Here is a 25,789-nt window from a genome sequence, read left to right on the forward strand (position 1 = left end):
CCTCATTTACTTTTTTATATAGTTTTGTAATGCAATGATTATGTCGTTAATCTCATCTGTCTGCCAATCAATTAAATAACTCAGTTGTTGCACGTCGAGTTGTTGAATCATTTGATGGCATATCGTATCAAATGACTGTTCGATACGATAATGTTTCATCAATACTTGAATTAATAAAGTCTCGATTGTAATGATCATATCTTTTAAATTGGCGTTAGCGCGTATATCTTTTTGATGTTGAATATATGATTTTAATTCATTGATTTTTACAATCGCCTGGCTCATTTGGAGTTGTAAATTAACGTCTTTTAAATCAGCAAGTAATTGATAATAGTGTGCACTGAGTAAATCACCTATGAGTATCGCATCACGTTCATAATGATAATAACTAATGCGGTCAAGATGTTTCATTGATGTATCAATAGAGAGGCACGCGAGTTTTGCATTTAAAGGAACATCAAGTTGATCTAGTATTTCACTTAAAGTTCGATTGATATGTATGTTTTGGGGGCGATTGAGTTGATTCAATCGTTGCTCAAGCTGTTGTTGTAAACATTCAAAAGTATTCTCCATTTGACACACCTCTAATTTTAATCACTCTCTATCTTAACACTATCAACCTAAAAATTAAATCTGAATTGCTTTTTTTGTCATAAAAGCCATGATTAAAATTTAAAGTTGTTTGATTTCTTTTGTTGAGAATGCGCTATACACATCCATATGAAGAGAAAAATTTTGTCTGAAATGAATATATTTTGTTTGAAAAGTATGGAACGAAAGTATGTTTACAGTTTACTTAAGTCAGATTTGTCGAAGGTCTTGGGAGTTTCAAATGAAATGATATAAAAAGAAGGAAAGTTTGATTTTTAAGAAAAGTTTATGAATGAGAATGAAATGGAAAAACGATTAAAAAGAAGATGAAGATGATTTTTTATGCGATATCAGTGAAAGGACTTTGATTTGACGTTGTAGCAGTAAAATGAGCATAGGAAAGGCTGGAAAACGTATGTGTCCCAGCCCCTACCCTAATAATTGAATTATTTCACAGCATCTTTTAATGCTTTACCCGCTTTGAAAGCTGGAACTTTGCTTGCAGGGATGTCAATTTCTTTACCTGTTTGAGGGTTGCGACCTTTACGCGCGGCACGCTCACGTACCTCAAAGTTACCGAAACCGATTAATTGTACTTTTTCACCTTTAGCTAATGATGTTTGAATTGATTCAAATACAGCATCTACAGCTAAACCAGCTTCTTTTTTAGTTAAATCAGCTTGTTCTGCAACAGCGTTGATTAAGTCAGTTTTGTTCATGTCAATTCACCTCCTCAAAGGTTATGTAATGATAATTCAATTATCATTATGGTATGACTTTAACACAAGCGAATGCATAACTGCAACGATTTATATAAGAAAAACGTTGATTTAATCGCTTTTTGTTGATTTTTTTATAAATTTGTCATGAAAACGGTCAATTTCTAACTTTATTCTGATTTTTTCGTACGTCCCATTAAAGCTTTGACAGCTTCTTCAACAGGTTGATTTTCGAATAAAACAAAATATAACGCTTCAGTTATTGGCATTTCAACATTTTCTTTTTTAGAAAGATTGTACACAGATTCTGTTGTGTACACCCCTTCAGCAACCATGTTCATATGATTCATAATTTCGTCTAAACTTTTCCCTTTACCAAGTTGGTAACCGAGAGAATAGTTTCTTGAATGTGTAGAGGTACAGGTAACAATTAAATCACCAATGCCCCCTAATCCTTGAAATGTCAATGGATCAGCGCCGAGTTTAACCCCTAAGCGTGTAATTTCTGCTAAACCACGTGTCATCAATGCGGCTTTAGCATTGTCGCCAAAGCCCATCCCCGCAAGGACACCACTTGCGATAGCAATGATGTTTTTAAGAGCACCCCCAAGTTCTACACCGACAAGATCGTCATTCGTATAGACACGTAAATAATCTGTCATAAATAGATCTTGTATCAGTTTGCGCAATTCTGGATTACTCGAAGCAGCTGAAACAGTTGTAGGTTGTTTAATGACTACTTCTTCTGCATGACTTGGGCCAGAAAGCACCCCAATACCAGCATTATATTCAGTTGAAATAGAATCTTCTAACATTTCTGATACGCGTTTAAACGTTGCATTTTCAATCCCTTTAGTGACGTGAATAAAAGATTTTTTCGAAGTCAATAATTGATTCACTTCAGACATCACTTCTCGAATCGCTTTTGTTGGCAATGCAATTAAGAAGATGTCTGCGTGATCAATTGCTTCTTGAATATTTGTTGTCGCTTTGATATTTGAATTCAACTGAGCCTCTTTTAAATAATTACGATTTGTATGATCATTGTTGATTTCGTCTATAGTTGTTGATGTTTTGCCCCACATTAATGTGTTGTGGCCATTGTCTGCAAGCACATTAGCCAAAGCAGTACCGAAACTTCCTGTACCAAACACTGTAATGTTCGTCATGCTTATCCCCTCCATCTAATTTCGTTTACGTGCAATAATGTGTACTGGTGTTCCTTCAAATCCAAACGCGCTTCTAATTTGGTTTTCTAGATAACGTTTGTATGAAAAATGCATCAGTTCGACGTCATTAACAAATACAACAAATGTTGGTGGTTCGATCGCCACCTGTGTTGCATAAAAAATATTGAGACGACGGCCTTTATCTGTTGGTGTCGGATTCATTGCAATCGCATCTGTGATAACTTCATTTAATGTTGAACTTTGAACACGCTTTTTATGGTTTTCGCTTGCTTCGTTAATTAACGGGAAAAGTGTACGTAAACGTGTCCCTTCTTTTGCTGAAACGAAAGCAATTTGTGCATAATCTAAAAATTGGAAGTTTTTACGTACTTCATCCATAAACTTTTTCATCGTATTGCTATCTTTTTCTAACGTATCCCATTTGTTAACGACAATCACAATCGCTTTTCCTTCTTCATGGGCATAACCGGCAACACGCTTATCTTGCTCGATAATGCCTTGTTCTGCATCTAACACGACAAGGACTACATTCGAACGTTCAATCGCTTTTAAAGCACGTAAAACCGAGTACTTTTCAGTAGATTCATACACTTTACCTTTTTTACGCATACCAGCTGTATCAATCAGGACGTAATCTTGACCATCATAGCTATATACCGTATCGATAGCATCTCGTGTTGTTCCTGCGATATTTGAAACGATAACACGTTCTTCTCCAAGAATTGCATTGATTAAGCTAGATTTACCTACATTTGGTCGACCAATGAGCGATAAACGAATCGTATCATCGTCATAAGGGTCTGGTGTATCTTTTTTAAAGTGTTTAGCAACTTCTTCTAATAAGTCACCCAAACCTAAGCCGTGCGAACCCGAAAGTGGAAATGGTTCTCCAAATCCGAGTGAATAAAAATCATAAATATCATTGCGCATGTCAGGATTGTCGACTTTATTGACAGCTAAGACAACCGGCTTTTTAGATTTATATAATATTTGTGCAACGAGTTCATCATTTTGTGTGACGCCTTCACGTACATTGACCATGAAAATGATGACATCAGCTTCGTCAATCGCAATTTCAGCTTGTGCACGAATTTGTGTTTGGAATGGTGCGTCTCCAATCTCGATACCACCTGTATCAATCACGTTAAATTCATGTGTGAGCCATTCACCGCTTGAATAAATTCGGTCACGCGTCACACCGGGTGTATCTTCAACAATAGATACACGTTCTCCGACGATGCGGTTAAAAATTGTAGATTTTCCTACGTTAGGACGCCCCACGATAGCAACTACAGGTTTCGTCATGCTTGTTCTTCCTCTCTATGAATAACTTAAATATTGAATATATCAGTCTGTGCAAGTATTTTTCGCATTGTTCGATACATAACAACGCTATTATATCACGTGAAGTGCAGCGAACAAAAGCATTGGTGAAAAGTATCCGCTTTCGAAGTGTAGGAATACATGGTTATTGATTGGATAAGGAGAGTGTGATGCGTTTTGATAGGTGTACCTCAAAAGTTGCGTGTTGGTTTGAAAGTGGCACGCGTCTGAAAATTTTTGTAACAATATTAGATGAGTGTTGTTAACCGTACCTAAAAAAACGAAAAAAGAACTAAGGTTATGTGAAAAAACCTTAGTTCAAAATGAATTATAAATTTAAGTCTTTCAACTTATCACCGAAAACGTCACCTAAAGTCGGGTTGTTTTCGTTTTCATCAGCAGATTGTGTATAGTGTTGTGTTGTTTCCTCAGAAGCTTCTTCAGTTTCTTCTTCTGGGTTTGCTGCTTTGATTGATAGTGAAATACGTTCTTCTTCAGGATTAATACCTAAAATTTTAACTTGAACAGTTTGACCTGGCTCGAGTACTTCTCCAGGTATACCGATATGCTTGTGACTAATTTCGGAAATGTGTACAAGGCCTTGTAAGCCACTGCCAATTTCTACAAATGCCCCAAATGATGCTAAGCGCATAACTTTACCTTCTACAACATCGCCTTCGCTATACTTGTCTTGAATTGTTTCGAAAGGACTTGGTAAAGTATCTTTAATTGATAATGACACACGTTCAGAATCTTGTTCAACTGAACGTACTTTAACTTTGACTGTATCGCCAATAGAAACAACTTCTTCTGGTGATTTGACATGTTCATGAGATAACTCAGAAACATGGACTAAACCATCTACGCCACCAAGGTCGATGAATGCGCCGAAGTTTGTTAAGCGCGCAACTTTACCTTCAATTACGTCACCCGCTTTAATGGATTGTAATAATTCAGCTTTTTTCTTTTCATTTTCTTCTGCTTCTACGGCTTTACGGCTTAAGATGACGCGATTTTTTTCAGGTTCAAGTTCTTCAACTTTTAATTCAAGCACACGTCCTTCATAATCTGAGAAATCTTCAATGTAATCAGTTGAAATTAATGATGCAGGAATGAAACCTCTTTGACCTACATCTACAACTAAACCACCTTTAACGACTTCAGTCACTTTTGCTTCAATCGTTTCATTGTTGTCTAATTTCTCTTGTAAATAAGCGTAAGATTGCTCTTCTTCTAATTTACGTTTAGAAAGGATGTAACTTCCTGTTTCGTTTTCTTCATCAACTTCAATTTTAGTTACATAAGCGCCAACTTCGTCACCGACTTTGACCACTTCATTTGCATTTTCAACATGATAAGTGGAAAGTTGACTAATTGGAATAATACCGTTGTATTTACCGCCATTGACGTGAACAACAACGTGCTTATCTTCAATTTGTTGTACTTCTCCTGTAATCTTATCGCCCTCTTTAATGTCATTAATCATTGATTCATTGAATTCTTCAGTCATCATGATTGCCTCCTTATACTACTACATAATAATAACTTCTTATAAAAGTCTTGAATTGTCAAGAAATTTAGATAAGTTTGAATAAAATAAATTAAACCGCTTTTACTAAAGACAGGATCTTGTCTGTAACTTGTTCAATACTCAAACCAGTTGTATCGATTTCGATTGCGTCTTCAGCTTTTCGTAACGGTGAAATTTCTCTGTTCATATCGTATGCATCTCGTTCAGCAATATCTTTTTTCAGTTGCTCGATTGATGATTCGATACCTCTTTCTTGGTTGTCTTTAAAACGACGTTCAGCACGCTCTTCTACCGATGCTATCATATAAACTTTCACCTCTGCATCAGGAAGCACGGTGGTCCCGATATCGCGACCATCCATGACGATGCCCTTTTCTGCTGCAAGCTTTTGTTGTGCTTGAACTAAAAATTGACGCACTTCTTTGATAGACGACACATACGACACATTTTGCGTCACATCGTTTTCACGTAAATAATCAGTCACATCACGATCATTTAAAAAGACACGCTGCCCTTTTTCGGCATCATAACCGAGTCGTAAATCAATTTCGGAAATGAGTGATGTAAAATCTGTGAATTGTTCCTTGTGGGTTAAATAATAATATGTGATAGCACGATACATAGCGCCTGTATCTACATATATCATACTTAATTGAGCAGCTACTCTTTTAGCTATTGTGCTTTTACCAGCAGCTGCCGGTCCATCTAATGCAATATTAATCGCTTTCATACGTTACCTTCCTTGTCGTTTGGTTAACAATATTTTATCATAATAATGGACCATTTTACGAGGAGGAACTTAAATGAAAAATTTATTAGTCATTCATACAGGTGGCACCATTAGTATGTCGGAAGATGAATCGAATAAAGTGATGACGAATGATGACAACCCTATTACCCATCATCAAGACGTGATTGCACAGTACGCGAACATTGATGAACAAATGCCTTTTAACGTTCCCTCTCCACATATGACGATTGATAACGTTAATATTTTAAAAGAAATCATTGAAGATCCTGCCCATTTAGCACGCTATGATGGCTATGTTATTACGCATGGAACAGATACATTAGAAGAAACTGCTTTTCTACTCGACTTAACGATTTCGACTTCTAAACCAGTTGTGATAACAGGAGCGATGCGTTCTTCAAATGAGATAGGTTCAGATGGTTTGTACAATTTTATTTCAGCAATCCGTGTCGCAATAGAAGAAGAATCTGCAGGAAAAGGTGTCATGGTGGTCTTCAACGACGAAATACATACAGCACGCAACGTCACGAAAACACATACATCCAATACGAATACATTTCAAAGTCCGAATCACGGGCCACTAGGTGTCATTACGAAAGCAGGTGTCTATTTTCATCATAGACCGTATGAACGACAATTTTTACCTCATATTGATGCATCACTTCAAATTCCGTTAATAAAAGCGCATATGGGTATGGGCAGTGAAATGTTAAATTTTTATGCAGATTGTCAGGTGGATGGCCTCGTCATTGAAGCGCTCGGACAAGGGAATCTCCCGCCGACCGCTATGCCAGGGATTAATGCATGTTTGAAAAAAAACATCCCAATCGTCCTTGTATCACGCTCATTTAATGGGATTGTGAGTGCGGTTTATGCTTATGAAGGCGGTGGTCACCAATTATTTGAAAAAGGCGTAATCTTTTCAAATGGGCTGAAAGGTCAGAAAGCAAGATTAAAATTACTCGTCGCATTAAGCAATCAATTTCAACATCATCAAATTCAAGATTATTTTAATGTATAATGCGACATCAAAACTTTACTAAATTTTGACTTTTTGAATGAAAGAAATGCATATGAAAAAGTCGCTCCCGTCCGAAACACGAGGGCGACTTTTTATCGTTTTTGTGCATTGGCACAAAGTGAGTGATTCTATTAGCATTCTTGCATTAGATATCACGATGGCTTTAATGACTATGCAAGCGATTGTAACGACTATAGACTTGCATTTTAGACCACTGAATTATGAATATTTGAACGTCTATGATTCGAGTGGCGATTGCTTTTTCGTTAATATATCACGGGCAATGGCTTCACCATGGTATTTACCGTTTTCAATAAAAATAGTGTTCGCATCGTTACCTGCCGCGATGACACCAGCGATATAACAGTTTTCGATATTTGTTTCATACGTCTCAGAATTGTATATTGGCGCAGTTCCAAATTCGTTCGTATGAATATCGATTCCCATAGATTGTAGAAAATCATAATCTGGGTGATAACCAATCATTGCAAACACATAATCGTTATCAATAGTGATCGTTTCCCCTTCTTTTTCAAAAGTGACTTGATCTTCTGTAATTTTTGTTACTTGGCTGTTGAAATGCATTTGAACGTTACCTCGGCGAACGAGTGATTCAAAGTTTGGTAAAATCCATGGTTTAATTGCTGGGGAATAGGTCTCGCCGCGGTAAATGACCGTGACACGTGCGCCTGCTTTTTCTAATTCAATGGCCGCATCGACAGCAGAGTTTTTACCACCAATAATGACAACATCTTGGTCAAAATAAGGGTGTGGTTCTTTAAAATAGTGCATCACTTTAGAAAGTTCTGCACCTTCTACTTCCAATGTATTATGTTGACCGTAATAACCTGTCGCAACAGTTAAATAACGGCATTGATAAACATCTTTAGTCGTTGTTAATGTAAAGTGATCGTGCATCTTTTTCACGGTTAATACTTCTTCAAATGCATTGACTTTAAGTTGGTGATGTTTGACAACTTCACGATAGTACACTAATGCCTGATTTCGACGTGGTTTTAATTCTTCTACAATAAAAGGCACGTCTCCGATACTTAATTTATCACTTGATGAAAAGAAAGTTTGATGCGTTGGATAGTGATAAATCGCATCCACTATATTTCCTTTTTCAATGACTAATGTATCAATACCTTTTTTCTTTTGTTCTATGGCAGCACTCAAACCACATGGGCCGCCGCCTATGATAATACTTTCTACAGTTTTCATTTTGATACTGAAACATTAAAAATATGCGTTCACAAACGTCAATTATGCTACTTTAATGTTTCATATTGCCTCCTAATTCTCATACTAGCATCGTATATGATCAGAACTGTGATAATCCTTATACATTATATCAACTTTTAAAGTGATTCTAAATGGAAAAGTTTGTGACAGTCATCATCACACATAAAACAGAAACTCAAACGGGGATGGGATATAATCATTTTTGGTGCTATGGATGTAGTATTTTGTTTAACTTGCCTTCCATATGATTTGTGGCTTTTGATTGCCCTTATGGCTTCGCGTTCCCAGGGACTTGCCTCAACTCAATTTGGCTTGATAGATGTGAACACTGGATGGAAGGCAAATTGGATTTTCGGGAGCAGTACAGAAATCTCATATGGAACAAAGATTTCGTCGTACTGCCCCCGCAAGGCTGACTAGACTTCTCAAAAGCACAAGCATTGAGAAGTCAGACAGCTACTGCGTTAAACAGTAGCCACTATCAAAGTCAATTGACGTTATTTTGTTTTTAACTTCATCCCTCGGGAGTCTCAGCCTTCTGGGCAATCTTACATCAAATGCAGTCACTTAAGGCAAGTTGATGAAATGGAGACACGCCCATAATATCCAATGATGACGTCCCATTCATCCTTATTTGTGGCTGTTTGAGCATCATTAATTGATAGATGTCCATAAAAAGGATAAGGACTGGGAAAACTTAATGTCCCAGTCCCGTTTTGGGTAATCGTTATGGAATAATGAGTTGCTGTCCGTTTGAAATGTTGTTGTTTTGTAATCCATTGGCACGTTTGATCTTTTCAACATTTTCAGGTGAACCATTGCCATAATATTGAATCGCTATACGATATAAATTTTGGTTGCCATTCACGACATGGGTTTGTCCTCCTGCTGTTTGCCCCTGTTGATAACCGTTTTGTGGGTTGTTGACATTACCATTATTTACGTCATTCTGATTTTGATTCGAATCAGTAGCGTTAGAATCAGTAGCGTTAGAATCAACAGTGTTATTTTCGACAGAATTTGACTGACTGTTATCAGCATCACTATTGTCATTGCTATCTTTTGATGTCTCTGCTTTATCATTCGCATCTTGTTTGTCGTCGCTGTTTTCAGGTTTACTTTGTTTTTGGTCATCAGTGTCTTTCTTAGTGCTATCTTTTTGAGCGACTTCTTGTGAATTGTCACTTTGGTGATCTTGATTAAAAAGATAAATGCCTCCGAAAATTGCTACCGTACCTAAAAGGATAACCGCAGCAAGGATAGGTAAAAGCTTTTTGAAAAACCCACCACCAGAGCCATTTGAAACGGTTGTTTCTGATTGATGTTCTGATTTGGCTTGAGCATGGCTTGTAGAAGCGGCTGATGTTGCACTCGCACCAGTTGCGACACCTGCTGCTGCTTTTTTCTCACTGCTAGATTGAGAATGATTTTGTTGAGAATCGTGTTGCGCATCTTGATTTGTTTGCTGGCCTTTGTTCGCCATGCCTGCAGCACTCGCACCGGTTGCGACACCTGCTGTTTTTTTCTCATTGCTAGATTGAGAATGGCTTTGTTGTGAATCTTGTTGCGTATTTTGATTTGTTTGTTGACCTTTGTTCGCCATACCTGCCGCACCGATTCCTACACCGGTCGCCATAGCTTTTTGGTTATCGTGATCTGCTTCATTTTCTGGTTTCTTATTACGCTTTTCTTCGCTTGACGATTTAGGATCTTGATTTTGTTTATTCGCTGTTTGACCACTTGCGCTAACACCCGCAGCTGCCGCATCAGTTGTTGCAGATTTTTTATCTTTCGTGTCATCTTTAGCTCGCTCGTTGGTTGGTGAATCAGCTGTTTGAGCATGTTTTTCATTATGATGTTGTGTATGATTGATTTGCTCGTTATCGTTCTTTTTAATGCCACCAATTGGCCCCGGCTTTTTATCGATTTGGTCGTTGTTGGATGTTTCTTCATGCAAATTATCCTGGGCATCCTCTGGTGATGGTTTTGATTTTGCAATACCGAAATCTCTTTTTCTATGGCGTCTTGAAGCATTTCGTGGTGGGAATTGCTGTTGTTGCTGTTTGTGATTTTCTTGGGGTTGTTCATCTTTTTCATTGATTACATCAGTTGTCTCGTCCTCGTCGTGATGATGCGATTTAATTTCTTGACGACTCCGTTCAAACTCATCTTTGAAGTTATCTTTTGTCACTTAACATTCATCCTTTCTATTTAAATTGTACAATAACGATTTGAAAGTAAAACTTTGATACGTTCAATACCCATGCGTTTCATATATTTAATTCTATGTTGTTGATAAATCGCCTAATACCATTTATCTTAAATTATAACGGGTTTAAATTAAAAGTAAAAGCATTGTGAAAACTAATGAAACAAATGATCTAATTTTTCAATGTAAGTTAACTTTCTTTTAACTTTTTTCTTATTTTTTTCGTAAACTGGAGTAAGGTTGTCGCAATGATCACAACATGATGTCACTGTTTCTTTTGTCATACCAAAATAATTCATTAAATGTTGACGTCGACATTGTTTGGTTAAAATGTAATGATACATATGTCGATACCCCTGTCTTTTCACCTCTTCATTTTGAGTAAATATATGTCTAAGCTCTTGAAATGAAAAAGCTTGTGATAATACATCTAAAATATCGCGCTTTTCAATATCTATCATTTGACCGAGTTCATATTGATCCACATCTGCAGCGTGCATCATATTAGCTAATGCTAACGTCTCCATCAAATATTGATCATCTGGTTGAAACAGCGCAATGGCCTGGCTTGGAAGTCCATCTCTACCTGCACGTCCAATTTCTTGTAAATAACTAGATGGCGTCGGTGATACGTGAAAATGAATAATAGTACGAATATCTGGTTTGTTCACTCCCATGCCAAAAGCACTCGTCGCAACGATAATGCGAATGTCATTATTTAAAAATTGTTGTTGAACTGTATGTCGCTCTTGATAGGATAAATCTCCGTGATAAATCCCCGTTAAATACCCTGCTTTATAAATCGATGTCGCGAGTTCCAAACTGACTTTTTTAGAAGAAACATAAATAATCGTTGGACCAGACGTTGCAATCGTATCTATTAACCAATCTATCTTTTCTTCATAAGAGGACATAAATTTCACAGATAACGCCACATTGGGTCGATCCATTGAGTGCTCGATAACATGTATGGGTTTTTGAATCACTCGCTGAATATCAACTTTCAAATGACGTGTTGCTGTCGCTGTTAGTGCTAATACAGTCGCCTCGTGAAAATGATTTGTCACTTTACCTATCAAGGCATAGTGGGGTCTAAAATCAAACCCCCATTCAGACAAACAATGTACTTCGTCAAGTACAATCATGCCAAATCGAATGCTTTTAAAAAGATTAAAATGATGCGGCTGTAAAATGAATTCAGGGCTTACAAAAATAAATCGTGACTGTGCTACCTGTTGAAGTGCCCGTTTTTTTGCTGTGCTTTCCAGGCCGGAATGAATGGCGACAACACGATGTTCTCCTTGCATTTTCATCTGCATCACCTGGTCGTCCATTAATGAGATGAGTGGCGAAATAACTAACGTCGGTTGCTGTTTGATGTAAGTTGGAAGTTGATAACACAATGACTTGCCACTACCGGTTGGCAAAATCCCTAATGTATGTTGGCCATTTAGTACACTTGAAATGATACTTTCTTGACCTGGACGAAATGTTGAAAAGCCAAAATATTGTTTTAAAGCATCTTTAAGCATGTAATTCTCCTTTTGCGCTTCCGATTATCGCGAGTTTGAGTTCAAAATAGGATAGCGATTCAAATTGTTCTTTGTAACGCTTTAGCCTTTGGTAGGGTTGTTCTTGATAATATTTAAGAAATGGGACATAAGGTTGCCTGAAAAAATCTTCATAGTTAGTTAATTGATGTTTCATAAATAAATCGAGAATATGGTCTTCTATTGTTGTTTCACGTACCTGTTCTATTTCTGCTATTTGATCAATCGTATAGTTGTTTTCTAATAAATGTAACGTTTGCAACACACGTTCCGAAATTTCGAGCGGCATGATACATTGCGAAAGGATAGGGAACTGTTCTGCATTTTGAATGAAGCGATAAATAGACAGTAATGCTTCATAATGCGCAGTAAATAAATCTTGGATATCAATCGCTTCGATCATACTTATTTGTGAAAATGTGTACATCGGCTCATCATAACCGGTTAATAAGTAATGGCAATAAATGGTATCATGCTTTTCGTCTAATAACTCAAATAAGGTTGTCACTTCTTTTTCGAGAGTCGCATGTAACTGCCTTTGCTCAATTTCATAATAAATTTGGCGTACTGTATCATGAATTTCCACTTGAGACGCAATAGGCAGAAAAGTCCGTTGATGATTCTGGATATGAGAAACCGTTTGAATGAGTAACTGAATTGCTTTGAAAGTAGCATCCAAAGTTTGAAATGTCATTAAATGACTCGTCTCTAATCTTTTGATAGTATTTTCTTCTTGGTTGATGATTTGTTCAAATTGTTCGTATGTTAGTTTGGGTGCACAACCATAAAGTGATAATACATTTAAAGAAACAGCGTCAAAAAAAGTTTGATGAGATTTTTTACCTATGATAATATTAAAGATGCTTTTTCTAGTTTTGTAGGCTGATGCATGATCATATAGATATAGAATTAATTGTTTCATGTTTAGACCTCGATTAAAACGTATATATTGAAAAATTAGGTACACAGAACTACAATAAAATTATAATGTGAGTATGGTACTTTGAAAAGGGAGGCGAAAAAATGGCTAAATATACAATTGTTGATATGGATACTTGTATTGCTTGTGGTGCATGTGGTGCAGCTGCTCCAGATATTTATGACTACGACGATGAAGGTATTGCATACGTGATATTAGATGACAACCAAGGTACAACGCCAGTGCCAGAAGAATTGTATGAAGATCTTGAAGATGCTTTTGAAGGTTGCCCTACTGACTCTATTAAAGTTGAAGAGGAGTCATTTGATGGTGACGCACTCAAATTTGAATAGTTCATATTGAGGACTTTTGTCTTTAATATTAATATAAAACAACTTAAGGTCTAAGTAAACTAAGATGAAGATTGAGTAGAAAAATGGATGTATTGCCATGCTACTCAATCTATTTTTTTGTTTTTGAATGATGTTTGAGCTCTGCTTTAATGTTAAATAATACGAATAAAAAGGCTAAGAGATGTAATTTTTTACTCTTAGCCTTTTTTAATACGTCTTATTTTAATATGTGCCCAATACGTTGATATAACAATACAAAAATAATGGATATCAAGGCACCTTTAATTATGTTAAATGGAATGATTCCTGCAGCAATAAGCAATTTAAGATTGTTGGCTACGTCAGAAAGATTCATGATCATACCATAGAGTGGTAGTAGCACAAAATAATTCATGACAGCTAACAGTATGGTCATGACAACGGTACCAGCAATCAACCCTAAAATGAGGTTTTTGGTCGTTTGGTTTTTACGGTAAATTCCGTAACTCACGAGCAATAAACTTGCCCCTGCTAAAAAGTTAGCGACCGGACCGACTGGATCACTCAAGTTGAAAAAGAAGTTCAGTAAGTTTTTAATCAATTCAACGAGTATGCCTGCAACTGGACCAAGTGTAAATGTTGCCAGTAAAGCTGGGACATCGCTAAAATCAATCGTTAAATATGGCGGTAAAAATGGTAACGGAAACTTTATAAATGTCAGGACAATTGCTATTGCACTTAGCATCCCTACCGTTATTATCCGTTTCGTTTGCTTTTGCTTCATCAAAAAGACCTCCTATTGAATTCATCTTTCACGAATAGGAGGAATAAAAAGCAACACAAATAAACCTCCATCTTCTCCCATCCAGACTTTAACTGTCGGCTCTAGAATTTCACTAGATCAGCCACAAAGATGTTGTACATCATTTGCAGGTCGCAGGCTTATATTACTGCCGGTTGGGAATTACACCCTACCCCGAAGATGAATCATTTTTTTATTATTTTCTGTATTAGTTTACATGAGATAACTTTTGAATACAATCTATATGCAACGATTCAAAATATTAGCATATAAAGAAGGAACGGCGATAGCTCGAATCTAAAAAGAGCTATCGCCGTTCCTTGAATCAACGTTGTTATTTCTTCTACATGCGATATTTAGGCAGTGAAATGATAAATTTTGTCCCCTGTTCGAGTTCACTTTCGACGCGGATATGGCCCCCGTGCGCATTGACAATCATGCGTGTGATAAATAATCCGAGCCCTGTACCTTGTGAGCCACGTTTACGCGCAGAGTCCACTTTATAAAAGCGTTCGAAAAGTTTTTCTAAATGTTGCGGTGCGATACCCACGCCCGTATCTTCAACAGTTAAAATTTGGTTGTCATGATCCGCCGTTGCTTTAATTGATATAGTATCACCCGGTTGCGTATAACGAGAGGCATTATCGACAAGGTTCGTCAATACTTGTTCCATACGATCAAAGTCATAGTACCAAAGCGAGGCCATCTCGCCGTCCATTTGAAAATCTAACGTTAAATCTAGCTCTTGTGCTTGTTGACGATATTTCATCGCCATTTTTTTAACTAAATCTTGCATCGGTTGGACTTCTTGCGTGACATTCAACCCTTCAGCATCCATTTTCGCGACATTCAACAATTCGTTGACTAAGCGACTTAAACGTTTTGATTCATCTAACACCACAGTTAAAAATTCATTAATCTCTTCTGGTTCAGTTACGACACCATCCACGATTGATTCGGTATATCCTTGTAGCAATGAAATGGGTGTGCGCAATTCGTGGGAAACACTTGCAATAAAATCTTTTTTCACTTGCTCAAGTTCATGCTCGTTTGTCATATCACGAACGACTGCAACAAGGCCACCTTCACCATTAGTTTGAATTTTTTTAATATGGCTCATAATGACCACATAAAAGCGTTGATTCATTTCATATTCTCTATATTCCGTTTTTTGACTTTCAAATGTATCCTCAATTTGTCGATTAAACAGCTCACGATCGGATTCGTTCAATTCTGAAAGCATCCGTTCAGCTAAAGCATTGGATATAATGATTTGCTTCTTATGATTGATACCCAAAACCCCTTCAACCATTGAATTGATCAAGGTATCACGAATATTTTTAGATGTTGTTAATGCGTCGATATGTGTTTGTATACTACGGCTCATTTTATTAAAAGTCATAGCAAGTTCACCAATCTCATCTCTCGTTTGAATGGGCACACGTTTGTCATAATGCCCTCGAGCGACTTCTTTAGCTTGCGATTTAAGTTGACGTAGTGGATTGGTAATACGTGTTGATAAGAAAAATGCAAACACTGTTGTAATCGCTAAGAATACGACAGCTGTGATTAAAATCATAATAGTGATAATATTGTTCGTATCCTCAATACTTTTTAGATCCTGATAAATAAAAATGGCTGAAGATTGGCCATCACTATCTTTAGAAGGATAACCTAATAACACATACGTATGCGTTTTGCCATCAATTTTGAAAGTAACATGTTGTAGCTCTGATTGATTCTCTTTCAGTACACGGTCAAAATTCGGATGTTGACTGATTTCTTTAAGCATTTTCTTTTTAACCGTATCTTTTTCATTAATATTGGCTCGGTCCGGTAAAATGATGAGACCTTTATTATCTTCTAACAAAGCCTCACTATGTTCAATGGCAAGTTTTCGATTATCATTTTTGAGTAACAATTGGTTTACGTTTTCAGCACTTTGATAGAGCGCCCGTTCGGTTTCTTGCGTGAAGTAATATTGGAAAAATGTGATTAATGCAGCACTTAATAAAATTAAAACTGTCGTCACTATTAAAATAATAGTTAACCACAGTTTTACGACAACACTATTAAGCCGTTTCATCCGACTTACTAACTTCAAATTTATATCCTACACCCCAAACGGTTTGTATCATTTTTGCTGCATCTGCAGAAACACGATTTAATTTTTCACGTAAACGTTTGACATGCGTATCTACAGTACGTAAATCACCATAAAATTCGTAATGCCAAACTTCTTTTAGTAATTGTTCTCTATCAAAAACTTTATTTGGTGTTTTAGCTAAGAAAATGAGCAATTCATATTCTTTTGGCGTAAGGTTTACCGGTGTCCCATCTGCCAATACCTTGTGTGCATCATTATCAATCGTTAAATGTTTAAATTCAATCATATCACGGGCATGTGGCTCGTTTTGTTCTGCTTTTGAAGATTCTGTACGTCGTAATAAAGCCTTCACACGCAACACAACTTCGCGTGGTGAGAATGGCTTAACGATATAATCATCAGCACCTGATTCAAAACCTTCAACGCGATTGTTTTCTTCACCTTTTGCAGTGAGCATTATAATAGGCGTATCTTTAAGTTCACGTAATTTAACTGCTACTTCAAGTCCGTCCATTTCAGGTAACATTAAATCTAACAAAATACATGAATAATCATATTTTGTCGCCATGTCTAATGCTTCGCGTCCATCACTTGCTTCAGCAATGACGTAACCTTCTCTTTCTAAATATAATTTTAATAGTTTTCTAATTCGATGTTCATCATCTACGACTAAGATTTCATTAGTCATCATGACATACCTCCCACACATGGTGACATTTCTAACTCAAAGCATATTATACCATAAGGATTAATTCGGGTAATAATAAAACAATAATGCGTTTTCATTTCTGAATTTTAATTTAACGACGATGTTCGCCATTTTCAGCAAGTTGACGTAATGACTTTACTTCATGTGGCGATAATACGCGCCCTTCTCCAGCACCGAGTCCTTTCAGAGTGAGTGGACCAAATGAAACACGTGACAGTTTTTGTACACTAAAACCAAAGTGTTCAAACATGCGACGGACTTGTCGATTTCGTCCTTCTGTAATTGTAATTTCAACAAGGGATGTGTTCTTTTCTTTGTTTTGCTTTTTCACTTTTACTTTTGCCGGTTGTGTTAAACCGTCTTCAAGTTGAATGCCTTTTTCAAGTTCTTTCACTTGTTCCCTTAAAATGTAGCCTTCTATTTTTGCAACATACGTTTTAGGGATTTTATAGCGTGGATGTGTCATTAAGTTTGTAAATGCACCATCATTGGTTAATAAAAGCAATCCTGATGTGTCATAATCTAGGCGGCCTACTGGATAAATACGTGTTTCTAGGTCATCGAAATAATCTGTGACGACTTTTCGGCCACGATCATCTGATACGCTTGTAATCACTTGCGCAGGTTTATAGAACAAGATATAAAGTTTATCTTCTTGTTCAAGTGGAATCCCTTCAACTGACACTTCATCAGACGGACGCACTTTCGTTCCTAATTCGGTCACAGTTTTTCCGTTAACTTGTACTTTACCTTCCTCGATTAATGTTTCTGCTTTACGTCTAGAGGTGTAACCACTGTTCGCAATACGTTTTTGTAATCTTTCTAATTCTTGACTCATTTAAGAATCTCCTTTCTGATTCACCAGTTGGCTGAAAAATGATTCAATTTCCTCTTCTTCTTCATCTGTTGTTGGGAGTGCCTCAAGACTTTCCAAACCAAAGACATTTAAAAATAAATCTGTTGTAAAGAGTTGCTGTCCACGTGCCTCGGGATTCGTTTTGGGTTCAATTAATCCCTTTGCAATCAAGGTTTTAACAGGACCATCAGATTGAATACCGCGTATCAATTCGATGTCATTACGTGTCATGGGTTGATTGTAAGCAATAATAGCTAACACTTCCATTGCAGCTTGTGACAATTTAGCAGATGCTTTATTGATGATGAGAGATTCAATATACGGTTCTGCCTCTTTTTGAGTTGTTAAAACATAAGTTTGACCGAACTTTTGTACCATGAGCCCAGGCAACTCAAGTGTATCGATGGCATGTGTTAAAGTTTCGTGATCGACATCGAGTGATGCCATGAGTTGTACTTCATCAATACCATCTTCACCAACTGTATAAAGGATCGCAGTCAGTGCTTCAGTAACTTTAAGCGTCATAATTAACTCCTTTTCTAATTTCAAAGTTGTGGAAAGCTTTGACTTGTTGTAATTGTATCATGCCCGTTTTAGACATTTCGAGTAAGGCGAGAAAATGTGTGACGACGTGTTCGATAGATTCATTAAATGTAAATAAATCAAAAAATGTAATCTGAGAGGCTTGCTTTAACTTATCATAAATGTAAGTCGTTGATTGTTGGATGGTATATGTTTCTTTCCGAATATCCACAGTCGTCGGCTTCTTCAACGAGACACGGGTCTTCATTTTTTGATATGCAACGATGAGTTTCGTTAAATCCATTGTCGTATCTTCAGGAAGTCGCTCCGAATATTCATAATGCGAAAGATCTGTTGGAGCTTTAGTAAAATATTGTTCACGTGCTTGGCGTTTTTCTTCTAACATTTCTGAATAAGCTTTGTAATTTTGATATTCGATTAACTTTTCAACGAGCGCTTCTCTCGGGTCTTCCTCTTCAACCTCATCAGATGAAGTGTCGGGTAACAACATTTTACTCTTAATCATCAGTAATTCTGAAGCCATCAATAAATACTCACTTGCAATATTGATTTCTAATTTTTTCATAGCGTGAACATACTGCATATATTGTTCAGTTAATTCGCGCATAGGGATGTCATATATATCAATTTCAAATTCATTGATGAGATGCAATAACAAGTCTAAAGGCCCGTTAAAAGCATCCAATTTCACTTCGTACATAGGTGTACCTCATTTCATAGCGCAAGTAATGTGCATAATAACAAAAAATATTATAACATGTTTGATGTATAACAATAAATTTTTGGAGTGAGCCATGTTGGAAAATGATTTAGTCCATTTTTACTATCAGTTTCATCATGAACAGCATTATTTTCTTTGTCATGATATTTTGGAAGAAGCTTGGAAAATGCAACACGCCTTTTCAAAACAAGATGCTGTTGTAAGTTTAATTTTGCTTGCAACAGGTAGCTACCATTATCGACGCAGTAACTACAAAGGTGCACATAAAACTTTCAACAAAGCGTATCAAATTATTGTCGATTATTCCGAAGAAACGTTGGCCACTTTAGGGCTTATACGACAAGCCTATTTAAATATATTAACACAGTTGATCGATGATACAGCACAAGAAATTCCATTTTCACCAATACAATTACCGTTAACAGAAGCAATGATTGAGAAAATTATGTCACAATTTCCGAATTTTCAAGTGACTGACGCAGTGGTAGAAACGCCTGTCATTTTACATCATCACCAGTTGAGAGATAGAAGTGATGTGATTGCAGCAAGAGAAGCGGCTATAGAGAAGAGAAGGAAATAAAATTAAACATCTCCATTTTTAAACTTAAAAAGTGAATCATTCAAATTGTGAAAGTCGTTTTCCATAAAATGTTTTACTTATACTGCTTCTATTGATGTGCTCATGATCCAAGACGTAAAAATATCGTCAAGCGTTAACATTTTAGGATAATAAGTTTTCCCAAGCCCTGTATGAATTATGGCGATATATCGATTGAAGATTAATCCGTCAAAATGGGAGATAGATGAGATTTTTATGTATCGATTGACATGATTGTGATGCATATGCACAAAAATGGATGGGTGTATAGCGACGTCAATCGGCTTCATACCCATCCATTTTTGTATGATATATGGCTATTCATTTTACGCTCTTGGGTGATAGTCTTGGTAAATTTTACGGATTTGATTTTTAGTAATATGTGTATACAGTTGTGTTGTTGAAATATCAGAATGCCCTAACATATCTTGTACAGCTCGTAAATCGGCACCATTTTCTAACAAGTGTGTTGCAAATGAATGCCGTAATGTATGTGGCGTTAAACGTTTCATAATGCCAGCTTTGACCCCTGTTTGCTTAATCATTTTCCAAACGCCTTGTCGCGATAATGGCTTGCCATGTAAATTTAAAAATAATACATGGGTAACGGTGTGCTTCAATAGTTGCGGTCGAATGTCTTGAATGTAATGCGTTAAACAATCAATGACCGTCTCCCCTAATGGTACAATGCGTTCTTTACTCCCTTTACCGAATATTTTGACAAACCCCATCATTAAATTAATATCCTCAATTTCAATATTGATCAATTCAGAAACACGCATCCCTGTCGCATAAAGTAACTCGAGCATGGTTTTATCACGATAACCATTGATTTTCGATTCATCTGGGGCCATTAATAATTGCTCAACTTCTGCAATAGATAACACATCTGGAAGTTTGCGATCGTATTTGGGTGTTTCAATGAGCACAGTTGGATCATGTGAGGTGTAATTTTCTCTTAAAGCGAATTGATGGAAACTTCGAATCGTGGAAGTAAAGCGCGCAATTGTTTTCGCAGAACGTCCTTCATCATGCAAGAAACCAAACCATTCTTGAATCATTTGACGATCCACGAAGTTCAAGTTCGCCACTTTATGTTCTTCCATATAGTTCAAATAATGATTTAAATCACGACGATAAGCAGCTATCGTATTGTTAGACAGCCCTTTTTCAATTTGAATAAATCTTAAATACTCATCTCGAATTTCTTCCATAGATTGTCCTCGATTCTCGTCAACGTCCTTCGATTAATTATCACTTGGAACCTTTACCCTCTTTTTGACAAGTTTCGCAAATTCCATGAAATGTCAGACGATGGTCTAAAATTTTAAAGTTAAATTCATTTTCTACACGCTCTTCAACTTGTGGTAATAAGTCCTCATCAATTTCGTCTACGCGCCCACATTCCATACAAACTAAATGATGATGGAAATGCTTGGAGCCTTCTTTACGTAAATCAAATCGAGAAACGCCATCGCCAAAACTGACTTTGTCGACCACTTTTAAATCTGCTAATAGTTCTAATGTACGGTAAACGGTTGCGAGCCCTATTTCTGGTGCTTTTTCTTTCACTTTTAAATAAACATCTTCTGCACTTAAATGGTCAGCTTCATTTTCAATTAAAACACGAACGGTTGCTTCACGTTGCGGTGTCAATTTATATGAAGACTGTTGCAACTGTTGCTTCACGCGATTCAGTCTTTCCTCCACGGAAGCCTCACTCCTCTACTGAAAATTATAATTATTACAATTAAATATGTTTTCTTGTTATAAATTACCAGTAATTGAGAAAAAAAGCAACCATTTTCGCATCTTATTTAGAATGATTATAATGTAATAATAGGTAATGGAAAGCAATCAAAGTTTTCGCATCCTCGATAGTACGGTCTTCTACAGCTTTTTTGACATCATCTAACGAATAAAAAACTTTCTCAACAAATTCATCTTCATCTAAGTTCACTTCACCTTCAACAAGCGTATCGGCAAAGTAGACAGAGATTTTCTCATTTGAAAACCCTGGTGTCCCATAAACTTCACCAATTAAAGTGAGTTTTTCGGCTTTATAACCTGTTTCTTCTTCAAGTTCTCTCATTGCAGCGGATTCACGGTCTTCTCCGGGTTCAAGTTTACCCGCTGGAATTTCCAACAGTTCTTGTTCTAGTGCTTTACGATATTGCTTTACCAAAATCACTTCTTGATTCGGTGTTAAGGCACAAATAGCGACTGCCCCATTATGTTTCACGACTTCACGATATGCTGTTTCATTGTTTGGTAAAGACACTTTATGTTTTTCAACTTCTATAATTTTTCCTTTATATATTGATTCTTTAGAGATTGTTTTTTCTTCAAATTGCATTGTAAGTTCTCTCCTTTTCAATTGGTCATACGGTTTGCTATCATGAATATACATAAATTCTATCGGAAGGAGCTACATCATGCAAAAAAATGTTTTGAAAAGCGGCATCGAATTGTCAGAACTCGGTCTCGGATGTATGAGTTTAGGTACTGAAGAAAAGAAAGCAGAGCAAATAATCGATGCAGCAGTCACAGAAGGGATTACATATTTTGACACAGCTGATATTTACGATAAAGGTGTGAATGAACAAATCGTTGGCCGTGCCCTTAAAAAGTATCAAAATCGCGATGATATTATTATTGGAACTAAGGTGGGGAATCATTTAAAAGCGAACGGGGAAACTTTTTGGGACCCTTCCAAACGTTATATTAAAGAAAATGTGAAAAATTCATTAAAGCGTTTAGGATTGGATACACTTGATTTATATATGTTACATGGTGGCACGATTGATGATCCACTCGATGAAACCATTAGTGCGTTTGATGAGCTAAAGCAAGAAGGTATCATTCGTGCGTACGGCTTGTCATCTATTCGTCCCAATGTGATTCGTTATTATTTGCAACATAGTCAAATTGAAACACTCATGTCCCAGTTCAACTTAATTGATAATAGACCTGTCGATTTACTCAGTGAAGTGCATGATAAAGGTGTGAAATTGTTAGCAAGAGGTCCCGTATTTAAAGGTTTATTAACACCAAGTACTGAAAAAGCGTTGACAACAAAATTTGAAGACGGCATTTTTGATTATAGTCAGGAAGCACTCGAGCAAACGGTGGCAACTTTACAACAAATTGACCCAGAATTGACAGGACTCGCATTCAGCTATTTAAAATCATTTGATGTATTAGGTTCGATTATCGTTGGCGCAAGTTCAGTTGAGCAATTACAACAAAATGTAAGGCAGTATCATCAACAATTCAGTGAAGCACAATTAGAACAAGCATCTAAAGTTGTGAAACAGTTACACTACACACAACATTGGGAAATGTCGTAAAGCCTATCGTTTCTTCCCTAAGAAAAAGCGACGGCCGACCTTTTCAAATAGACGCGGCGCAAGTTGATAAAGTTTAAGTAACCAATAAATAGACTGGGGTTCATTCAGCTCCTGTTGACGATGTTGAATCGCTCGAACAATTTTTTCGGCAAGTTGTTCAGGGTTCAACATTATTTTTTTCATTTTATGCGCATATTGACCAGACGGATCCGCTTTAGTATGAAATGGCGTTGCGATAGGACCTACATTGACATTGAGCACATGCCATTGAGGTTGTTCGATGGGTAATGCGTTGAGTACATGATTCAGTGCAGCCTTGCTCCCGCCGTAATGCGCGGCGTAAGGTTGTGTTGCAGAAGCGGCTTGACTACTGATACCAACAATTGAAGCATGGTTAGATAAGTAAGGTGCACATTGATTGATGAGCATCGAAAAATGAATCACGTTCACTTGATAAGTATGTAAGATTTCTGCAGAAGTATGTTCGAGCAATCCTTTAAAGTAACCGAGACCTGCACAATGAACAATGCCATCAAAATGGGTTTGGCTATTAAAAGCACGTGTAATTTCAAGAACGTCGCTTTCATTTGTTAAATCACATTGAATGATTTGAACGTCTGAACTTGGAAATAATGATTTCGCTTTGTTTACATCACGTACAAGGAGTGTAATAGAATAATGGGCAGATATCAGTGCATGTGTGAGTGCGTACCCTAACCCACTCGTACTCCCTGTAATTAAAAAATGTTTTTGTTTCATGCTATATCTCCCCTCTTACACTCAATAAAAATGTTGTTATATGTTACTATAAGACAAGAAAATACTTTTAGGAAGTGATCTTTCGTATGAAAATTGTATTTTACGGTGCAGGCAATATGGCACATGCGATTTTTACAGGCATTGTGAATTCAAAAGTTGTCCCGGCAGAAAATATTTATTTAACTAACCGTTCTAACGAAGATATGTTGAAAGCATATGGAGAAGATTTAGGTGTTCAATATAGCTATGACGATGCAGCCTTGTTAAAAGATGCAGACTATATTTTTTTAGGTTCAAAACCACATGACTTTGATCTATTGGCTGACAGAATTAAGCCACATGTCCAGCCTAACAACCGCTTTATTTCTATTATGGCAGGTCTTCCCATTTCGTATATTAAAGAAAAAATTGATACGACCAACCCGATTGCGCGTATCATGCCAAATACCAATGCGCACGTTGGTCATTCTGTAACTGGTGTAAGTTTCTCTTCAAACTTTGATGGTAAAGCAAAAGATGAAATATTGGAAATTATTAATGCTTTCGGCACAGCGTTGGAAGTTCAGGAAGATCATTTACACCAAGTGACAGCCATCACAGGTAGCGGTCCGGCATTTTTATATCACGTATTCGAAAAATATGTCATTGCTGGAACAAAATTAGGGTTAGAAAAATCACAAGTGGAAGAATCCATTCGTGAATTGATTATCGGAACAAGTAAAATGATTGAACGTTCAGATTTAAGTATGGAGCAATTGAGAAAAAACATTACTTCAAAAGGCGGAACAACACAAGCAGGTTTGAATGCTTTATCTGAATATGACATCGAGGGCATCTTTGAAGATTGTTTAAATGCTGCTGTAAATCGAAGTATCGAACTGTCAACGCAAGATGATGAATGACGTTTCAGTGAAAAGTTATTAAATCAATCTACACATCTATATAGGAAGAAAGGTTGGGATTACATGGCATCTCAACCTTTCTTTTTTAGAAATAATGAGGGTATTTAAAACTGAAAACTATCGAAATCTTCAACGAATTGAAATGAAACTGGAGAATGGGCTTTTAATTTTGTCTCGATTTCATCAATATCTTCTTTCGTATAACGGTTGCTTAGATGAGTGAGCAGTCCGTGTTTTACTTTAGCATTTTCGATTAACGCGAGCACATCTTCAATATGACTATGGTGATAGGCATTTGCTAAAGATTTATCTCCATCAATGTATGTTGATTCATGCACTAGGACATCGGCATCTTTGGCTAACTGATACGCATGTTGACTCGGTTGTGTATCGCCAAAAATGGTTACAACTTGCCCTTTCTTATCTGGCCCTTTGAAGTCATTCGCATCATACATTTGACCTTTAAATTCAAAAGTATTTTGTGATTTTACTTTTTGATACTGTGGTCCTGGTGGCATACCAAGTGCTTGTAATTTTTCAACATCCAGCTTACCCGGCGTATCCGGTGCTTGAATGCGATATCCAAAACACGGGATACCATGATTCAAAGGTCGTGCAATGACTTCAAATTTGTTGATGATCATATCGAGTTGGTCTTCTATTTCAATAATATGTAAAGGATAATTTAAGTGTGAATATGTGAGTGCTAAATTGTATTCAACATAGTCTTTGATACCTTTAGGTCCTATGACAGTCAGCGGTTTGGATTCGCCACCTTGAAATGAGCGGCTCGTTAACACACCGGTTAAGCCAAAAACATGATCACCATGCATATGTGTAATAAAAATATGACTGACTTTTCCGAGCTTTATAGAATGATGTAAGATTTGATGCTGTGTTGCTTCACCCACGTCAAATAGCCACACGTCCGTCGCATAGGGTTCGAGTTTGAGTGCGATCGACTGTGTATGGCGTTCTTTTGTAGGTAATCCAGCACTTGTACCAAAAAATGTAATTTCCATGCATCGTACCTCCTTTAGCGATATATTATCATAAATCAA

26 protein-coding genes and 1 riboswitch are annotated in these 25,789 nt (G+C 36.8%); of the genes, 5 read left to right on the forward strand and 21 right to left on the reverse strand.

Annotated elements, in window-relative coordinates:
• Positions 1–6: 6 nt before the first annotated feature.
• The 6 genes from CD138_RS04735 to cmk all read right to left on the reverse strand — a co-directional run bounded on the left by CD138_RS04735 (position 7) and on the right by cmk (position 6,084).
• Positions 7–573, reverse strand: a complete 567-nt coding sequence (locus CD138_RS04735) for a heptaprenyl diphosphate synthase component 1 (protein WP_019167601.1) — start codon at positions 571–573, stop codon at positions 7–9.
• 464 nt (positions 574–1,037) lie between these two features.
• The gene (gene hbs, locus CD138_RS04740) at positions 1,038–1,310 is read right to left on the reverse strand and encodes a non-specific DNA-binding protein Hbs (protein WP_019167600.1); all 273 of its coding nucleotides are present in this window, start codon (positions 1,308–1,310) and stop codon (positions 1,038–1,040) included.
• A gap of 170 nt (positions 1,311–1,480) precedes the next feature.
• Complete coding sequence (locus CD138_RS04745) at positions 1,481–2,479, reverse strand: NAD(P)H-dependent glycerol-3-phosphate dehydrogenase (protein WP_019167599.1); 999 nt, start codon at positions 2,477–2,479, stop codon at positions 1,481–1,483.
• A gap of 15 nt (positions 2,480–2,494) precedes the next feature.
• The gene (gene der / locus CD138_RS04750; RefSeq protein WP_019167598.1) at positions 2,495–3,805 is read right to left on the reverse strand and encodes a ribosome biogenesis GTPase Der; all 1,311 of its coding nucleotides are present in this window, start codon (positions 3,803–3,805) and stop codon (positions 2,495–2,497) included.
• A gap of 346 nt (positions 3,806–4,151) precedes the next feature.
• A complete protein-coding gene (gene rpsA / locus CD138_RS04755; RefSeq protein ID WP_026066782.1) occupies positions 4,152–5,333 on the reverse strand; it encodes a 30S ribosomal protein S1 in 1,182 nt (393 codons plus the stop codon).
• A 91-nt stretch (positions 5,334–5,424) separates the two neighbouring features.
• Entirely contained in the window at positions 5,425–6,084 is a 660-nt protein-coding gene (gene cmk, locus CD138_RS04760) for a (d)CMP kinase (protein ID WP_019167596.1), read from the reverse strand.
• Between the two features lie 73 nt (positions 6,085–6,157).
• Between cmk and CD138_RS04765 the strand changes: the two genes are divergently transcribed.
• Positions 6,158–7,126, forward strand: coding sequence for an asparaginase (locus CD138_RS04765; protein WP_019167595.1), 969 nt, complete (start codon positions 6,158–6,160; stop codon positions 7,124–7,126).
• 237 nt (positions 7,127–7,363) lie between these two features.
• Here the strand turns inward: CD138_RS04765 and ypdA are convergent, their stop codons facing one another.
• The 4 genes from ypdA to CD138_RS04785 all read right to left on the reverse strand — a co-directional run bounded on the left by ypdA (position 7,364) and on the right by CD138_RS04785 (position 13,052).
• Entirely contained in the window at positions 7,364–8,350 is a 987-nt protein-coding gene (gene ypdA, locus CD138_RS04770) for a bacillithiol disulfide reductase YpdA (protein WP_019167594.1), read from the reverse strand.
• A gap of 748 nt (positions 8,351–9,098) precedes the next feature.
• Positions 9,099–10,562, reverse strand: coding sequence for an elastin-binding protein EbpS (gene ebpS / locus CD138_RS04775; protein WP_019168751.1), 1,464 nt, complete (start codon positions 10,560–10,562; stop codon positions 9,099–9,101).
• Positions 10,563–10,735: 173 nt separating this feature from the next.
• Positions 10,736–12,112 (reverse strand): RecQ family ATP-dependent DNA helicase, encoded by a 1,377-nt coding sequence (locus CD138_RS04780; RefSeq protein WP_019168750.1) that lies wholly within the window; start codon positions 12,110–12,112, stop codon positions 10,736–10,738.
• Positions 12,105–13,052, reverse strand: a complete 948-nt coding sequence (locus CD138_RS04785) for a helix-turn-helix domain-containing protein (protein WP_019168749.1) — start codon at positions 13,050–13,052, stop codon at positions 12,105–12,107. Before CD138_RS04785 ends, CD138_RS04780 begins: the two co-directional genes overlap by 8 nt.
• A 101-nt stretch (positions 13,053–13,153) precedes the next feature.
• On the opposite strand from CD138_RS04785, the gene CD138_RS04790 reads away from it, so the two are divergent.
• Positions 13,154–13,402, forward strand: a complete 249-nt coding sequence (locus tag CD138_RS04790) for a ferredoxin (RefSeq protein WP_014613875.1) — start codon at positions 13,154–13,156, stop codon at positions 13,400–13,402.
• Positions 13,403–13,619: 217 nt separating this feature from the next.
• Here the strand turns inward: CD138_RS04790 and CD138_RS04795 are convergent, their stop codons facing one another.
• The 6 genes from CD138_RS04795 to CD138_RS04820 all read right to left on the reverse strand — a co-directional run bounded on the left by CD138_RS04795 (position 13,620) and on the right by CD138_RS04820 (position 19,098).
• Complete coding sequence (locus tag CD138_RS04795) at positions 13,620–14,165, reverse strand: ECF transporter S component (protein ID WP_019168748.1); 546 nt, start codon at positions 14,163–14,165, stop codon at positions 13,620–13,622.
• Positions 14,166–14,230: 65 nt separating this feature from the next.
• Positions 14,231–14,369: riboswitch (FMN riboswitch) on the reverse strand.
• 157 nt (positions 14,370–14,526) lie between these two features.
• Positions 14,527–16,269 (reverse strand): ATP-binding protein, encoded by a 1,743-nt coding sequence (locus CD138_RS04800; RefSeq protein ID WP_026066866.1) that lies wholly within the window; start codon positions 16,267–16,269, stop codon positions 14,527–14,529.
• Entirely contained in the window at positions 16,256–16,978 is a 723-nt protein-coding gene (locus CD138_RS04805; RefSeq protein WP_026066865.1) for a response regulator transcription factor, read from the reverse strand. Before CD138_RS04805 ends, CD138_RS04800 begins: the two co-directional genes overlap by 14 nt.
• Before the next feature lie 112 nt (positions 16,979–17,090).
• Positions 17,091–17,837: a pseudouridine synthase gene (locus CD138_RS04810; RefSeq protein WP_019168746.1), complete on the reverse strand. Its 747-nt coding sequence runs from the start codon at positions 17,835–17,837 to the stop codon at positions 17,091–17,093.
• Positions 17,838–18,380: an SMC-Scp complex subunit ScpB gene (scpB, locus tag CD138_RS04815; protein WP_019168745.1), complete on the reverse strand. Its 543-nt coding sequence runs from the start codon at positions 18,378–18,380 to the stop codon at positions 17,838–17,840. It lies immediately after the preceding gene.
• Entirely contained in the window at positions 18,370–19,098 is a 729-nt protein-coding gene (locus tag CD138_RS04820) for a segregation and condensation protein A (protein ID WP_019168744.1), read from the reverse strand. The genes scpB and CD138_RS04820 overlap by 11 nt, the downstream gene beginning before the upstream one ends.
• Positions 19,099–19,192: 94 nt before the next feature.
• On the opposite strand from CD138_RS04820, the gene CD138_RS04825 reads away from it, so the two are divergent.
• On the forward strand, positions 19,193–19,699 hold the full coding sequence (locus tag CD138_RS04825) for a DUF309 domain-containing protein (RefSeq protein ID WP_019168743.1): 507 nt from the start codon (positions 19,193–19,195) through the stop codon (positions 19,697–19,699).
• A gap of 344 nt (positions 19,700–20,043) precedes the next feature.
• On the opposite strand, the gene xerD is transcribed toward CD138_RS04825, so the two are convergent.
• The 3 genes from xerD to CD138_RS04840 all read right to left on the reverse strand — a co-directional run bounded on the left by xerD (position 20,044) and on the right by CD138_RS04840 (position 22,073).
• Positions 20,044–20,931, reverse strand: a complete 888-nt coding sequence (xerD, locus tag CD138_RS04830) for a site-specific tyrosine recombinase XerD (protein WP_019168742.1) — start codon at positions 20,929–20,931, stop codon at positions 20,044–20,046.
• A gap of 40 nt (positions 20,932–20,971) precedes the next feature.
• Complete coding sequence (gene fur, locus CD138_RS04835; RefSeq protein ID WP_019168741.1) at positions 20,972–21,427, reverse strand: ferric iron uptake transcriptional regulator; 456 nt, start codon at positions 21,425–21,427, stop codon at positions 20,972–20,974.
• Positions 21,428–21,530: 103 nt separating this feature from the next.
• Positions 21,531–22,073 (reverse strand): NUDIX hydrolase, encoded by a 543-nt coding sequence (locus CD138_RS04840; RefSeq protein ID WP_019168740.1) that lies wholly within the window; start codon positions 22,071–22,073, stop codon positions 21,531–21,533.
• Positions 22,074–22,152: 79 nt separating this feature from the next.
• Here CD138_RS04840 and CD138_RS04845 point away from each other — a divergent pair, with 79 nt between their 5' ends.
• Positions 22,153–23,067, forward strand: a complete 915-nt coding sequence (locus CD138_RS04845) for an aldo/keto reductase (protein ID WP_019168739.1) — start codon at positions 22,153–22,155, stop codon at positions 23,065–23,067.
• Positions 23,068–23,070: 3 nt separating this feature from the next.
• Here CD138_RS04845 and CD138_RS04850 read toward each other — a convergent pair whose 3' ends face one another.
• The gene (locus tag CD138_RS04850) at positions 23,071–23,826 is read right to left on the reverse strand and encodes an SDR family NAD(P)-dependent oxidoreductase (protein ID WP_019168738.1); all 756 of its coding nucleotides are present in this window, start codon (positions 23,824–23,826) and stop codon (positions 23,071–23,073) included.
• 86 nt (positions 23,827–23,912) lie between these two features.
• On the opposite strand from CD138_RS04850, the gene proC reads away from it, so the two are divergent.
• Entirely contained in the window at positions 23,913–24,728 is an 816-nt protein-coding gene (gene proC / locus CD138_RS04855; protein ID WP_019168737.1) for a pyrroline-5-carboxylate reductase, read from the forward strand.
• A 104-nt stretch (positions 24,729–24,832) separates the two neighbouring features.
• Here proC and rnz read toward each other — a convergent pair whose 3' ends face one another.
• The gene (gene rnz, locus CD138_RS04860) at positions 24,833–25,750 is read right to left on the reverse strand and encodes a ribonuclease Z (RefSeq protein ID WP_019168736.1); all 918 of its coding nucleotides are present in this window, start codon (positions 25,748–25,750) and stop codon (positions 24,833–24,835) included.
• Positions 25,751–25,789 lie beyond the last annotated feature (39 nt).

The sequence above is a fragment of the Staphylococcus intermedius NCTC 11048 genome, from assembly GCF_002902385.1.
Lineage (GTDB): Bacteria > Bacillota > Bacilli > Staphylococcales > Staphylococcaceae > Staphylococcus > Staphylococcus intermedius.

Coding starts and splice junctions, on each gene's coding strand:
- CD138_RS04735 (WP_019167601.1), bottom strand. CDS start 573: ATGGAGAATACTTTTGAATGTTTACAACAACAGCTTGAGCAACGATTG.
- hbs (WP_019167600.1), bottom strand. CDS start 1,310: ATGAACAAAACTGACTTAATCAACGCTGTTGCAGAACAAGCTGATTTA.
- CD138_RS04745 (WP_019167599.1), bottom strand. CDS start 2,479: ATGACGAACATTACAGTGTTTGGTACAGGAAGTTTCGGTACTGCTTTG.
- der (WP_019167598.1), bottom strand. CDS start 3,805: ATGACGAAACCTGTAGTTGCTATCGTGGGGCGTCCTAACGTAGGAAAA.
- rpsA (WP_026066782.1), bottom strand. CDS start 5,333: ATGACTGAAGAATTCAATGAATCAATGATTAATGACATTAAAGAGGGC.
- cmk (WP_019167596.1), bottom strand. CDS start 6,084: ATGAAAGCGATTAATATTGCATTAGATGGACCGGCAGCTGCTGGTAAA.
- CD138_RS04765 (WP_019167595.1), top strand. CDS start 6,158: ATGAAAAATTTATTAGTCATTCATACAGGTGGCACCATTAGTATGTCG.
- ypdA (WP_019167594.1), bottom strand. CDS start 8,350: ATGAAAACTGTAGAAAGTATTATCATAGGCGGCGGCCCATGTGGTTTG.
- CD138_RS04780 (WP_019168750.1), bottom strand. CDS start 12,112: ATGCTTAAAGATGCTTTAAAACAATATTTTGGCTTTTCAACATTTCGT.
- CD138_RS04785 (WP_019168749.1), bottom strand. CDS start 13,052: ATGAAACAATTAATTCTATATCTATATGATCATGCATCAGCCTACAAA.
- CD138_RS04790 (WP_014613875.1), top strand. CDS start 13,154: ATGGCTAAATATACAATTGTTGATATGGATACTTGTATTGCTTGTGGT.
- CD138_RS04795 (WP_019168748.1), bottom strand. CDS start 14,165: ATGAAGCAAAAGCAAACGAAACGGATAATAACGGTAGGGATGCTAAGT.
- CD138_RS04800 (WP_026066866.1), bottom strand. CDS start 16,269: ATGAAACGGCTTAATAGTGTTGTCGTAAAACTGTGGTTAACTATTATT.
- CD138_RS04805 (WP_026066865.1), bottom strand. CDS start 16,978: ATGACTAATGAAATCTTAGTCGTAGATGATGAACATCGAATTAGAAAA.
- CD138_RS04810 (WP_019168746.1), bottom strand. CDS start 17,837: ATGAGTCAAGAATTAGAAAGATTACAAAAACGTATTGCGAACAGTGGT.
- scpB (WP_019168745.1), bottom strand. CDS start 18,380: ATGACGCTTAAAGTTACTGAAGCACTGACTGCGATCCTTTATACAGTT.
- CD138_RS04820 (WP_019168744.1), bottom strand. CDS start 19,098: ATGTACGAAGTGAAATTGGATGCTTTTAACGGGCCTTTAGACTTGTTA.
- CD138_RS04825 (WP_019168743.1), top strand. CDS start 19,193: ATGTTGGAAAATGATTTAGTCCATTTTTACTATCAGTTTCATCATGAA.
- xerD (WP_019168742.1), bottom strand. CDS start 20,931: ATGGAAGAAATTCGAGATGAGTATTTAAGATTTATTCAAATTGAAAAA.
- CD138_RS04840 (WP_019168740.1), bottom strand. CDS start 22,073: ATGCAATTTGAAGAAAAAACAATCTCTAAAGAATCAATATATAAAGGA.
- CD138_RS04845 (WP_019168739.1), top strand. CDS start 22,153: ATGCAAAAAAATGTTTTGAAAAGCGGCATCGAATTGTCAGAACTCGGT.
- CD138_RS04850 (WP_019168738.1), bottom strand. CDS start 23,826: ATGAAACAAAAACATTTTTTAATTACAGGGAGTACGAGTGGGTTAGGG.
- proC (WP_019168737.1), top strand. CDS start 23,913: ATGAAAATTGTATTTTACGGTGCAGGCAATATGGCACATGCGATTTTT.
- rnz (WP_019168736.1), bottom strand. CDS start 25,750: ATGGAAATTACATTTTTTGGTACAAGTGCTGGATTACCTACAAAAGAA.